Here is a 13,520-nt window from a genome sequence, read left to right as displayed (position 1 = left end):
TAAGTTTGAATGATGAAAAAATACTCTTGTATTATTGTGGACGATGACGAAATTGACAGACTAACGGTATTGTCTTTTGCTAAAAAATTCCCGGTTTTAGATATTTTAGGCGTTTTTGAGTCGGCTGAAGATGCGCTTCCGTTTATCGAAAAACAAAAAGTAGATGTTTTATTTCTGGATATCGATATGCCGGACTTAAACGGAATTGAATTCAGAAAAAAGGCAATGGAGATTCCTGTTTGCGTTTTTATTACGGCACATCCGGAACATGCGGTAGAAAGTTTTCAGATCGAAACATTGGATTTTATCGTGAAGCCTTTAAAACTCGACCGCTTTGCCCAAACCGTAAGCCGAATCGAAGAGTTTATGGAGGTCAGGCTTAAAGCTTCTCTTTTTGAAGCCAGTATTGGCGGCGATACGATTTATATTAAAGAAGGCCACGATCAGACCAAAGTAAAACTTCACGAAATTTTATACCTCGAAGCTTTAAAAGATTATACGCTGATTATTACCGACAAAAAAAGACATTGCGTTTTATCAAGCATTGGCAATTTGCTGAAAGAAGATCATTTTCAGTCGTTTATTCGTATTCACAGAAGTTATGCCGTGCAAAAACAGTTTATTCAAAAAATGAATTCGACCGAAATCATTTTAAATAATAATGTCACAATTCCAGTTGGCAGAAGTTACAAAGAAAACCTAAACCTGATCTAAATGAAAAGGGCTGGTTTTTTGTTTCTGTTTTTCATTACATTCTCCGCTTTTGCGCAGGAGGAGCCAAATCTGGCCGCATACAAAACTACAAATGAAAAACTAAAAGTCTGGCTCAACTATTCGACAGCACTTTTAAATTCAGAAAATTACCCTAAACTCATAAAAGTCGCAGAAAAAGGAATTGCACTTTCTAAAAATCACAATGCCTACTTAAGCCGGTTTTATTTTCAAAAAGGGAAAGGTTTTGAATTTAGCAACAATCAATATCAAAAGGCATTGGAAAATTATGAAGAAGCCTGGAAATATGCTCGAAAAGCCCATCATCTTAAAAATGAAACCTCGATTTTAATGCGGCTGAATTATGTTTATTATTCTGTTCAGGATACCGTAAAAGGAAAATCTCTGGCAAAATACATTAAGCAGGTTGTCGACACCACAAAAAGCAATTATACAAAAGCGGTTTTAAACGGAAGCCTGGCTGAATACTACATGAATAACTATGAATATGAGACTTTTATTGGCTACCAATTAAAAGCCATTGCGTACAAAAAACTACTCAAAAAAGACAAAACAAACGAAGAGAACATCGGGATCTCGTACCTTCAAATTGGAAGCACTTATACCCGAATGAAGCAATATAATAAGGCTATTGAATATTTTAACGAGGCAAAACCTTACATAAAAAACTCCCCGTATGTCAGTGCTTTTTTATGCAATTATTACCTGCACAGCTACGTGGCGCTAAAGAAAAAAGACAGCATTTATAAATATTACAATTTAGTATATACATACCCCACAAAAAAAGATTCTCTCTTTATCAATTTAAGTTTTGCAAATCGAAGTATGTCTGAGTATTTTACGAACGAAGGCAGCATAAACAAAGCTTATGATTGTGCACAAAAAGCCGTTTTATATGCACAAAAATCAAATGATCCGGATATAATGATGGAGGCTAATACGGTTTTGGGAAAGGTTTTAAATGAAAAAGGAGAACATAAAAAAGCAATCGAAGTATTGACAAAAGCATCCGAAAAAGCTTTAAAATATGACAAGGAATCGTTTGTTGTTATTAATAAAAAACTATCTCAGAGTTATGCTGCGCTCGGAAAATGGAAAGAAGCTTTTTATTATAACGAAATCTACAGTAAATACAATGACGAAATGATGCACGAATCGGCTAAACAAAGCATTGCAAATGCCGAAGCGCGCTTTCAAAACAAAGCCAAACAGGAAAAAATCAAAAATCTTTCGACTCAAAATACGATTAAAAACATTCAGATTGAAGAGGCTAAAAAACAGCGGTTGTATTTAATATCCGGACTGGCCCTGGTTGCAATTATTGGATTACTGTTATTCAGCCAAAATCAAAACCGAAAGAAAACCAACCAAAAATTACAGCTTTTGAATCAGGAACTCGATGAAGCCAATAAAATAAAAGCAAGATTCTTTAGTATTTTAAATCATGATTTAAGAAGTCCGGTTTCGAACCTGATTCACTTTTTACATCTTCAAAAAGAAAATCCCGAATTGATTGATGAAGAAACGGCCTTGCGAATGCAGACCAAAATAATATCCGGAGCAGAAAATTTACTTTCGTCAATGGAAGATATTCTGCTTTGGAGTAAAGGACAAATGGAAAACTTCAAACCTCATTTTAAGGAAATTGCCGTTGCAGTACTATTTGAAGAAACACAAAAACATTTTTCTGCTCTTGAAAATATTGAGATTTCATTTAAAAATCCCGAAAATATCATTTTAAGCACTGATGAAAATTACCTAAAAACCATCATCAGAAACTTAACTGGAAACGCCATAAAAGCACTTGAAAAAAGAGAAAACCCGCGAATAATCTGGAAAGCTTTTCAGCACAACAATCAAACTTTTCTTTCTATAACAGATAATGGCGCAGGAGAAAATCAGGAAAAATTCAAAGCCCTTTATGACGATTCTGAAGTTATCGGAATCAAAACCGGATTGGGACTGCATTTAATCCGGGATTTGGCAAACGCCATAAATTGTAAGATAGAAGTGAATTCACAACCGGATTTGGGAACAACTTTTACGATTATTTTTTCTCAACACATAGGGACATAGTTTTTCTTTGCGCATAAAGGCGTTTTACTTATTAGAGTACACATAGAATAAATTATATCCAAAAATCTAACAAATTCTTTCCCGAAAACACCGCTATGTTTGTTTAAATAAATGAAATGCCTTTTTATTAAGAAAACAGAATCTATGTCTCTATGTGTTAAAAAAACCAATAAAAAACCAATAAAAAAGGCCTGAAAAATCAGGCCTTTTTTATATAAATCATAATCTTACGATTACAACAAAGCGTCTAAGCTGTCAGCATAGGCTTGTTTCGGAGCTACTCCTACTTGTTTTCCTACTACTTCACCATTTTGAAACACCAAAACGGTTGGTATGTTACGCACACCATATTTAGCAGCAAATTCCTGGTTAGCATCTACATCTACTTTACCAACCACAACTTTACCTGCATATTCTTCGCTTAATTGGTCAATGATTGGACCAACCATTCTACAAGGACCGCACCATGCTGCCCAAAAATCTACCATTACTGGTTTATCTGATTTTAAAACTACTTCATCAAAAGTAGCATCTGTTATTGCTAATGCCATAATTATTTTTCTTTAAGTTATCTTCAGCTTTTGTCTCGGGAGACTTTTTTATAATAGTTTCAAAACTGAGATACAAAGTTAAAAATTAAAAACAAATCATACACCATTACCAAATTAGTTTTGATTATAAATGCATCGTCAATAATTATAACATTTCCATGTACCTTATTTACAAGCCATAAACTGTCCTTTAACATATTCGTTTTTTATTCTTATCTTTAATGATCCCGAAAATCCACACCCAATGAAGGAAACTTTACACCAAATAAAAAACTTTTTCCAATCGGCTCATTTTAAAAAATATGCCAAACGTTTCGGTATTTTTATTTTGGTGTTAATAGGGCTTCTTTTATTGGCCTGCGGAGGATTATCGATTTACTTCAATCAGCATAAAACCGAAATTATTGCCAAGATCAATACCAAAATCAATGAAAACATTAACGGAAAATTTCATATTGGCGATTTTCATTATAAATTTTTAACTGGTTTTCCCAATTTCACTTTGGCATTAAAAGATGTCGAACTCAAGGATAATAAATGGAACACGCATCATCATACCTTATTAAAAGCCAAAGAAATCGAAGCCCGTTTAAACGTCTGGAGTTTACTGCAAAAGGAAGTCAACATTCATAAAATCCTCATTAACGACGCTGCTGTTTACATTTACAAAACCAAAGACGGTTACACAAACTCTGATATTTTTAAACCGAAAAAGAAAAAAACGCCCAGTAAAAAATCTGAAACCGAAACCACAATTGATGAAATTGACCTCAGCGATGTTCATATTACAATCGACAATCAGCTTGGAAATAAATTGTTTGATTTTGATGTTCACAACTTAAAATCGAAAGTTGATTATGACGGAGACGACTGGAATACCAATTTGTTTATTGAAACCAAAATAAACAGCCTGGCGTTTAATACCGTACACGGAAGTTTTGCCAAACAAAAAGAACTCAAAGGAACTCTGGCTGTTACTTATCATGCCGACAAGCAAAAGATTGATGTCTCGACCAAAAACTTAAAAATTGGTTCTGATTCCTTTGATATTGTGGCCTATTTTAACATTGGCAAAACCAATTCTCTTTTCGGAATCAACATTAATACCCGCATTTTATGGAGTAACGCTTCTAATTTGCTATCCGGAAATATCAGTTCAAAATTGAACAGGTTTGATTTGAAGAAACCAATTGACGTAAATTGCGATCTGAAAGGGGATTTGAATGTTCACGACGATCCTAAAATTGTGGTTCAGGCTGTAGCCAAAAACAACGAACTCACGATTCCCGACGGTCAAATTGACAAATGTAATTTCAGGGGGATTTTTACCAACAATTTCAAACCAAAGGATGGATTTAATGATCCGAACTCTGCTGTTATTTTAACGCGCTTTTCGGGAGAATATGAAAATATTCCGCTTACGATTCCGCAAGTCGTGATCAGCAATCTCGAAAAACCCATTGCAACCGGAAATGTTAGTTCTGATTTTGATATCGAAAGACTCAACGAAGTCAGCAACGAAAAATGGATTCATTTTACAGATGGCCATGCCAAAGCCAATCTGAAATTTCAATTTGATATTGTCGATTTGTATATTACCAAACCTAGATTTATAGGAAATATTGATGTTGATGATGCTTCGTTTCATTATATCCCAAAAAATATTCAGGCGGTAAAAACCAATATTCATCTCGATTTTACCGAAAAAGCACTGCTTATCAAACAAATTGCCTACAAACACAAAAAGAATACTATTTTCATAGAAGGAAAAATCGACAATTTCCTCAACTTATATTACGACGCACCCGAAAAAATGCTCGTAAACTGGAAAATTTACTGCCCAAATATTGACCTGAAACAGTTTTTAGGCGTTTTGGCTTCTTCACAAAAAAAGAAAACAGCAGTTAAAAACACCAAACGGCCAACGATTTCCAATCATCTCCGAACGGTAATCGAAAAATGTGTTGTAGTAATCGACATTAAAGCTGATAAAATCAATTACAATAAATTGACCGCGACAAATACAACGGCAAGTATACAAATGCTCGACTCGAAACTGGTCATTAAAAATGGTTCTCTGCAGACTTCCGGCGGAAATATTACTTTTAACAGTGAAATTTTACCAAGCGGAAAAAATTATGCTTTCAGCTCAAACGCGCAGGTAAACAGAGTGGATATTGCGAGTTTTTTAAGATCGTTTAACAATTTCGGGATCAAATCTTTTAATCCAAATAATATAAAGGGAAGATTAACGAGTACTGCAAACGTAAGCGGGTTTATCAACGGCCAAGGTGAATTAATCACCAATTCGATGCACGGAAAACTGGATTTTAAAGTTAACCAAGGCGCATTACTCAATTTTGAGCCTATTGTAAAAGTGGGGAAATTTGCTTTTCCGTTTCGCGATGTCGAAAATATTACTTTCAGTGATTTATCCGGTCATCTCAATATGCGGGGAGAGCAAGTCGACGTTACCAATTTAACCATTAGTTCGAGTGTCCTGAACATCGATGTCAACGGAATTTATTCTTTCGGCCGAGGCACCAATCTCGCCCTGACAATCCCTCTCCGAAATTCTAAAAACGACGCCAAACTCGCCAGTAAAGCCGAACGCGATGCTGTGCGCGAACGTGGTATTGTACTGCATTTACTTGCCGTTGACGATGAAGGGAAAATGAAAATTAAGTGGGGGAAGAAAGATAAGTAAAAATAACTTATCGGATAGTTTTGTCATTCGGGGGAACGAGGAATCGTACTCGAGACTCGACAAAGATTGGCGGATTTCTGTTTGAAAATACTTGTACAATTCCTCCTTTTGTCGAAATGACAAACTGAGAGTAAAATCTCCAATAAAATATCATAATGTTTTATTAACTCCCTTGGCTTTTCCTTTTAAAATGGATAGATTTGAGAAACAATCATTAAATATAAACCGTTATGAAGATTCAAATCAACACCGACAAAAACATCGAAGGACACCAAAGATTAGAAAAATATTTCTCTGAAGAATTAGAAAAAGGCTTAGCGCGTTTTGAAGATAAAATCACGCGAATCGAAGTACATTTTGGAGATGAAAATGGCGAGAAATTCAGCCTGAATGATAAAAAATGTGTTCTTGAAGTACGCACTGCAAAATTACAGCCAATCACTGTAACAGAGCATGCAGAAACTCTTGAAAAAGCTTTTAACGGTGCTTTGAGTAAAGCAAAAAAATCTCTAACCACAACTTTCGAAAAATTAAAAGCACATTAATTTATATATCGACAATTTAAAAAATGGCATTATCTCAAATCAGGATAATGCCATTTTTTATTTTAATACAGTTCTCATTTTCTGCAAATAATGAATTTGTTTACAATTAAGATAATTAAACACAATTAACTTTAACACATAGAAACATAAATTTAGCACTCTCAAAAAAAGGCGTTTCACTTGTTTAAAATAAACATAGACAGCTATGTGTTAGAAATCAGTTTCTTTTTACGCTCTTTTGCCCACATAAAACCTATGTTTCTATGTGTTAAATGTTTTTTATGATTCAGGTAAAGCGAGCTCACGAAGTAATTTCGAGTACAATTAAGATAATTAAACGCAATTAATTTTAACACATAGAAACATAGATTTAGCAGTCTCGAAAAAGGCATTTCACTTGTTTAAAATAAACATAGACAGCTATGTGTTAGAAACCAGTTTCTTTTTACGCTCTTTTGCCCACATAAAACCTATGTTTCTATGTGTTAAATGATTTTTATGATTCAGGCAAAAGCGAAACTGACGAAGTAATTTCGAGCACAATTAAGATAATTATAACGCTTTTCGGTATTGTAAGAAGTAAATTTGCAGTCCCAAAAACAAACTTGCAATTCTTCGAAAACAAGTATATGGATTGGGCTTATTACAATAAATTATTAAAAACAGATTCATGAAAAAGCAATTACTCGTATTATTAATCACAGTCTTTTTAGGTTTTGGCGTAAAAGCGCAGGTAAAATCATCCGACACAAATGTCTTGGTTTTGATTTATTCTCAAAACGGAGGCACATACAAAATGGCAAAAGCAATTGCTGACGGAATTCAGGAATATCCAAATACAAAAGCGACTCTAAAAAGAGTTCCTTCCATAAATCCGAAAGAAAAATTAAATGCCGATGTTGAAAAATTACCAATTGCGACAATCGAAGAATTAGCTAATTATGACGGAATCGCCTTTGGAAGTCCGGTTCATTTTGCTAATATCAGCGCCGATATGAATTCCTTTTTTAGTCAAAGTATTCCGCTTTGGACATCGAGAGTTTTAGAAGGAAAACCAGCAACAGTTTTTATGTCTGCAGGATCTGGAGCAGGAAAAGAAGCGGCAATTTTATCTTTTTGGAATATTCTCGCTTCACACGGAATGATCATTGTGCCAACCGGAATTATGGGAACAGCGACTTTAGAGAAATCAGTTCCGCAGGGAAATACACCATTTGGAGCAACTTCATTAGCAGGATCAACCGGAACGAGACCTTCTCAAAGCGAATTAAATCTGGCTAAAGAACAAGGAAAAGCTTTGGCAAGAGCAGCTGCAGGATTGAAAAACACAGAAAATATAAAAAGTTTAAAAGCAACTTCGGCAGAAACTAAAATCGACATCAATAAAACATTAAAAGACAACAATATTGTTCTTCCCGTAGCGCCTAAACCGGTTGGAAATTATGTTCCGTACACGATTTCAGATCATAAGGTTTATATTAATCAGGTGGCCTTAAAAGACGGAAAGATTTTAAATCCGGGAAAAATTGGCGCAGCAGTTACTGACGATCAGGCCAAAGATGCAACTTATCAAACCATGCTTAATGTGATAGCCGTTTTAAAAGAAGCTTGCGGAGGCGATTTGAATAAAGTAAAACAATGTGTGCAATTAACGGGATTTTTTAATACAACTCCGGAATACACACAGCATGCGGCAATTATGAATTCGGCTTCGAACTTAACAGCATTGGTTTTTGGAGAAAAAGGAAAACACGCCAGAGCAACAATTGGGGCTGTTTCGTTACCAATAAATTCGGCTGTAGAAATTCAGGCGATTTTTGAAATCGAATAACTCCTATTCTATTTAAAACAAAAAACCGAATACAAGTTGTATTCGGTTTTTTTGTGTCTTATGATTTTGGCAGAGGCGCTCCTACGGCAACATCACATCGATGTCCTGGTTGTCCGTGTGCAGGATTTATTCCGTCTGCAACTGTTTTATTGGTTTCTGTGCTTAATAAAGCCGGAACGGGATTTGAAGCTGGCGGAGGCGTAACCGTAAAGTTTTCTGTTACTGTTCCGCTTTGCGGTGTCGAAGCCGTCGCTGTTGTTTTTGCCACTGGAGAATTTAAAGGCGCTCCAACCGGAATATCGCATCTATGACCTGGCTGACCATGCGGCGGGTTCATTCCTTTTGCTGTTTTTACAGGCGATGTCGTTGTCGTAACCACATTTTTCTGATTTGGGTTTACCTGTACAGTTTGTCCCGTTTGTGTTGTCGTTGCTTGTACTTGCTGCTGTGCTGGTGCCGAGTTTAAAGGGGCTCCAACAGCAATATCACAGCGGTGTCCTGGCTGTCCGTGAGCAGGATTTAATCCTTTTGTTTCACTTAAAACAGTATTTGGATTTGAAGGTGAAGCTTGTGTTTGCTGCACGACTGAAGACGTCTTCGTTGTATCTTTTGCAAGTCCAAGTCTAACCAATTCAGATGTTGAGGTACTTTCTTGCGGTTCTAATTCCTTTTTACAGGAAATAAAAACCAATGAAGAAATAACCAGTGAGCTTATAAAGATTTTAGAATTCATAGTAATTTATTTTTGAAGCACTCAAATATACTTGTTTTTTGAGATTAAATCATAGAAGAAATGTAAGATAATTTAAGTTTAACTATGATTTTTTTATTGATCCGCCAATCAATTTTTACTCACAGATTTCACCGATTGGGCAGATAATTAAATGATTTTATCTGTAAGTAACTTGTTCAAATCAGTAAAATCCATGCACCATTCTCGTGGCAGTTTAAAAAATTCTTACCTTTAAAACTCAAAATAATCTCTCATGAAAAAAACACTTTTACTATTATTATTCGTCGCTTCTTTTGCCAATGCACAAACTGATAAAGACAAAATCAATCAAACTCTTGATGCCTGGCACAAAGCGGCCGGCGAAGTAAAATTTGATGCTTATTTTAATACTTTGGCAGATGACGCTATTTATATTGGAACTGATGCCACCGAAAACTGGACCAAAAAAGAATTCAGCATTTGGGCTAAACCTTATTTCGACAAAGGAACAACGTGGAATTTTAAAGCGCTCAAACGTCATATCTTTTTTGATAAATCAGGAAAAGTGGCTTGGTTTGACGAATTGCTGGATACGCAAATGAAAATCTGCCGTGGTTCTGGTGTTTTGGTAAAAGTGGGCAAGGAATGGAAAATCCAGCATTACGTTTTATCCATGACAATTCCGAATGATGAAGTGGATGCCGTAACTAAAATAAAAGCCCCTATTGAAGACGCTTTGATTGCAAAGCTTCAAAAAAAATAAACATTTTCAGGCTTTATTCTTATAAACATAACTTTTATAGCGCTTTACGATTAGCGCTGCCTAATTAATTATAACAGATATTGCAAAAAGACCATCTTTTGGAAAGCCAAAAATAAGATAGTCTCAAAAAAACAGAACTAATTTTAAAAAATACATCAAAATAAAACCTACACCTCTAATTTAACAGGCTCTAAAACAAGAATCTTTATTTTTTTTTAACTTTGACCCCAAAAAAAATAGGGTTAAACAAAGTATTTTAAAAATGAAAATAGAAAAACGCTGGATTATTTCCTTTATTATGATCAGTGTCGTTTGTACTATAGGTGCATTTTGGCCAACGGTAACAGAAAATAGTTATGTTTTATCAGAATTTGGAACTACAGATCAAATTGTTCCTGCAGATGTTGCCTGGATGCTTACTTCAAGCTGTCTGGTTTTAATCATGACGCCTGGATTGTCTTTCTTTTATGGCGGAATGGTAGGCAAAAAAAATGTAATATCTACCATGCTGCAGAGTTTCATCTGTTTGGGTGTTGTCACTCTTTTATGGGTTGTTGTAGCATTTAGTCTTGCATTTGGAGAACCGGTTGGTTTTGGTTCGGGAGATCATTTCTACAGCTTTTTTGGAAACCCAACTACTTTTGCTTTTATGGATTATGTTGGCGTTTTGCCTCATAAACAATTAGCAAACACGATTCCGTTTATGCTTTTTGCTTTGTTTCAAATGAAATTTGCCATTATCTGCCCGGCAATTATTACGGGTTCGTTTGCAGAGCGCGTTCGTTTTATTTCTTATTTAGTTTTCATCAGCTTATTTACCATTTTTATATATGCTCCTTTGTGTCACGCTGTCTGGTACCCAACGGGTGTTTTAGGAAGTTATTTTGGAGTAAAAGATTTCGCCGGAGGAACCGTAGTTCACATGAGCTCTGGTTTTGCCGCTTTGGCTGGCGTTTTGGTTTTAGGAAAAAGAAAAAACAGCCAGCATATTCCAACCAATATTCCGTTTGTATTATTAGGAACAGGAATGTTATGGTTTGGCTGGTTCGGATTCAACGCCGGATCTGCTCTTGCCGCCAACGGAACTGCCGCTATGGCTTTTGCAACCACTACAACATCATCGGCAGCAGCCATGTTAACCTGGGTTTTCTTCGATAGAATGAACGGTAGAAAAGTTTCGGCTCTTGGAGCTTGTATTGGAGCTGTTGTTGGCTTAGTTGCCATAACGCCAGCTGCAGGATTTATTTCTGTTCCTGAAAGTATGTTTTTCGGATTCATTACAGCTTTGGTTTCAAATTCTGTTGTAAACTGCAGTTTCTCAAAAAGATTTGATGATACTCTGGATGTTTTTGCCTGCCACGGAGTTGGAGGAATTATGGGAATGATTTTAACTGCAATTTTTGCTCATGGCGAAAATGCAAGTTTATTACACGGAGGATGGAACGTGTTTGGACATCACATGATGGCTTTAGTTCTGGTTTCTATATTTACTTTCTTCGGAGCTTATTTCTTATTTAAAGTAACGAATTTCATTATTCCGCTTCGTGTTTCAGAAGAATCAGAACACATCGGGTTAGATTTATCACAACACGATGAAACCCTTGATCCAAAATCTAAACCAATTACAGAACCGCATTACGGCTGAAAAAATATTTTTGTCTGCCACGAATTACGCTAATTTTTACTAATTTTTTTTTGATCATGCTTCTTAAAATTAATTTGTAAAAATTCGTGTAATTCGCGGTAGAAAATTTAAACACAATTCCCCGACAAACATTCCGTTTATATTCCTTAATTTTGCTGAAAATTTTTGTAAAAAGTGGGAAGTAAAAATAAACTCAAAAGATTCAGAGAAAACGAAACATTTCAAAACGTTTTTCAACCAACAAGAGAAGAAGTTGTAGGCAATTTAATGCCTTTGAAAGGAAAATGGAATTCGGATTTCTTTAAAAATGATAATCCTCTGGTTTTAGAATTAGGATGCGGGAAAGGTGAATACTCAGTTGGATTAGCAGAAAAATATCCTAACAAAAATTTTATCGGAATAGACATTAAAGGCGCACGTTTCTGGCGTGGTGCTAAAACTGCTGTTGAAACCGGTCTTCATAATGTTGCTTTTGTAAGAACTCAAATCGAATTGATCGATCATATTTTTGCCGAAAATGAAGTGGATGAAATCTGGATTACTTTTCCGGATCCGCAGATCAAATACAAAAGAACAAAACACAGAATGACAAACTCTGAGTTTTTGAAATTATACAAAAAAATCCTTAAAAAAGACGGTGTCGTAAATCTTAAAACCGACAGCGAATTTATGCACGGTTATACACTTGGACTGCTTCATGGTGAAGGCCACGAAGTTTTATATGCCAATCATAATGTGTACAAAAATGAAGGAAGCCCGGAAGAAGTTACTGCATTTCAAACTTTTTACGAGAAACAATATTTAGAAATTAACAAGGCAATTACGTATATTCGTTTCAAAATTAAAGACTAATTTAATTTTAAAACATTTTTAACCGCTTAAACAACTGAATTGGTATATCTTACTCCATTACTTTCAGGCTTTATTGCCGCTGCAATTGGGATTATTCCGCCAGGATTAATCAACATGACGGCAGCCAAAATAAACCTCAAAGAAGGAAAAAAGAATGCCATGTGGTTTGTGATTGGTGCTCTTTTAGTCATCTTTTTTCAGGTTTACGTAGCCGTTTTATTCGCACGCGTGATTGACAACAGACCGGATGTTGTAACACTCCTTCGTGAAGTTGGTTTTGTTATTTTTTCGATTTTAACGATATACTTTTTGTTTATTGCCAAAGACCCAAAAACCAAAAAGAAATCGAAGATTAAAAAGAGCAGTAAAAAAAGTCGTTTCTTTTTAGGAATGCTGCTTTCGGGATTAAACTTTTTTCCAATTCCGTATTATGTTGTAGTAAGCGTTACTTTGGCTTCTTACAGCCTTTTTGTGTTTGAAAACAGTATTATTTTTACTTTTGTTCTGGGTTCTGTCTTAGGCTCTTTTGTGGTTTTGTACAGCTACATTGCCTTCTTTGGAAGAATTGAAAAGAAAACCGATTACCTGATGCGAAATATGAACACAATCATTGGGAGCATTACCGGTTTGGTTGCCATTGCAACGCTTTTTAATATTTTGAACTATTATTTTGGGTAAATATAGGCAGCAAAAAAACATTTTATGGCTGAGGAAAATTTTTTCGAAAGAGTTTATGCAGTTGCAAGACAAATTCCATACGGGAAAGTAACTTCTTATGGCGCAATTGCCAAGGCTTTGGGTACAGCCCGTTCTGCCAGAATGGTGGGCTGGGCAATGAATGCCTGCCATAATATGGATGATGTTCCCGCGCACAGGGTTGTAAACCGAAAAGGACTTTTGACAGGAAAACATCATTTTGACGGGACTAATTTAATGCAGCAGCTTTTAGAAAACGAAGGCATTAAAGTCGTTGACAATCAAATTGTAGATTTTGACAAACATTTTTGGCAGCCTGAGATTTTGAACATATAAGTGATATAAGTTCATTTAAAAAAAGTGCTTTTTTGTAGTCGATCAACTTTGTAAAAGTTCATGCAGTTTTACAC

General features: G+C 35.4%; 12 protein-coding genes. 10 read left to right on the top strand and 2 right to left on the bottom strand.

Annotated elements, in window-relative coordinates:
- Positions 1 to 9: 9 nt before the first annotated feature.
- Positions 10 to 714, top strand: a complete 705-nt coding sequence (locus BKM63_RS07700; protein ID WP_071636029.1) for a LytR/AlgR family response regulator transcription factor — start codon at positions 10 to 12, stop codon at positions 712 to 714.
- On the top strand, positions 715 to 2,808 hold the full coding sequence (locus tag BKM63_RS07695) for an ATP-binding protein (RefSeq protein WP_071636028.1): 2,094 nt from the start codon (positions 715 to 717) through the stop codon (positions 2,806 to 2,808).
- Between the two features lie 233 nt (positions 2,809 to 3,041).
- On the opposite strand, the gene trxA is transcribed toward BKM63_RS07695, so the two are convergent.
- Entirely contained in the window at positions 3,042 to 3,359 is a 318-nt protein-coding gene (gene trxA / locus BKM63_RS07690; protein ID WP_008466289.1) for a thioredoxin, read from the bottom strand.
- Positions 3,360 to 3,603: 244 nt separating this feature from the next.
- On the opposite strand from trxA, the gene BKM63_RS07685 reads away from it, so the two are divergent.
- The 3 genes from BKM63_RS07685 to wrbA all read left to right on the top strand — a co-directional run bounded on the left by BKM63_RS07685 (position 3,604) and on the right by wrbA (position 8,442).
- On the top strand, positions 3,604 to 6,066 hold the full coding sequence (locus tag BKM63_RS07685) for an AsmA family protein (protein WP_071636027.1): 2,463 nt from the start codon (positions 3,604 to 3,606) through the stop codon (positions 6,064 to 6,066).
- Positions 6,067 to 6,296: 230 nt separating this feature from the next.
- Positions 6,297 to 6,611 (top strand): HPF/RaiA family ribosome-associated protein, encoded by a 315-nt coding sequence (locus tag BKM63_RS07680; protein WP_071636026.1) that lies wholly within the window; start codon positions 6,297 to 6,299, stop codon positions 6,609 to 6,611.
- A 670-nt stretch (positions 6,612 to 7,281) separates the two neighbouring features.
- A complete protein-coding gene (gene wrbA / locus BKM63_RS07670) occupies positions 7,282 to 8,442 on the top strand; it encodes an NAD(P)H:quinone oxidoreductase (protein WP_071636024.1) in 1,161 nt (386 codons plus the stop codon).
- 58 nt (positions 8,443 to 8,500) lie between these two features.
- Here wrbA and BKM63_RS07665 read toward each other — a convergent pair whose 3' ends face one another.
- Positions 8,501 to 9,175 carry a hypothetical protein gene (locus BKM63_RS07665; RefSeq protein WP_071636023.1) on the bottom strand — a complete coding sequence of 225 codons (675 nt, stop codon included), beginning with the start codon at positions 9,173 to 9,175 and terminating at the stop codon, positions 8,501 to 8,503.
- Between the two features lie 253 nt (positions 9,176 to 9,428).
- On the opposite strand from BKM63_RS07665, the gene BKM63_RS07660 reads away from it, so the two are divergent.
- The 5 genes from BKM63_RS07660 to BKM63_RS07640 all read left to right on the top strand — a co-directional run bounded on the left by BKM63_RS07660 (position 9,429) and on the right by BKM63_RS07640 (position 13,446).
- Positions 9,429 to 9,917, top strand: a complete 489-nt coding sequence (locus BKM63_RS07660; protein WP_071636022.1) for a nuclear transport factor 2 family protein — start codon at positions 9,429 to 9,431, stop codon at positions 9,915 to 9,917.
- A 262-nt stretch (positions 9,918 to 10,179) separates the two neighbouring features.
- A complete protein-coding gene (locus BKM63_RS07655) occupies positions 10,180 to 11,562 on the top strand; it encodes an ammonium transporter (RefSeq protein ID WP_071636021.1) in 1,383 nt (460 codons plus the stop codon).
- A gap of 174 nt (positions 11,563 to 11,736) precedes the next feature.
- Positions 11,737 to 12,414: a tRNA (guanosine(46)-N7)-methyltransferase TrmB gene (gene trmB / locus BKM63_RS07650; RefSeq protein ID WP_071636020.1), complete on the top strand. Its 678-nt coding sequence runs from the start codon at positions 11,737 to 11,739 to the stop codon at positions 12,412 to 12,414.
- A 39-nt stretch (positions 12,415 to 12,453) separates the two neighbouring features.
- Positions 12,454 to 13,092: a LysE family transporter gene (locus BKM63_RS07645; protein WP_071636019.1), complete on the top strand. Its 639-nt coding sequence runs from the start codon at positions 12,454 to 12,456 to the stop codon at positions 13,090 to 13,092.
- A 24-nt stretch (positions 13,093 to 13,116) separates the two neighbouring features.
- The gene (locus BKM63_RS07640) at positions 13,117 to 13,446 is read left to right on the top strand and encodes an MGMT family protein (protein WP_071636018.1); all 330 of its coding nucleotides are present in this window, start codon (positions 13,117 to 13,119) and stop codon (positions 13,444 to 13,446) included.
- Positions 13,447 to 13,520 lie beyond the last annotated feature (74 nt).

Origin of the sequence: Flavobacterium johnsoniae (assembly GCF_001879205.1) — a bacterium.
Taxonomy (GTDB): Bacteria; Bacteroidota; Bacteroidia; order Flavobacteriales; family Flavobacteriaceae; genus Flavobacterium; species Flavobacterium johnsoniae_A.
Note: the sequence above shows the minus strand (reverse complement) of the source record. Positions and strands in the feature narration are given on the sequence as shown.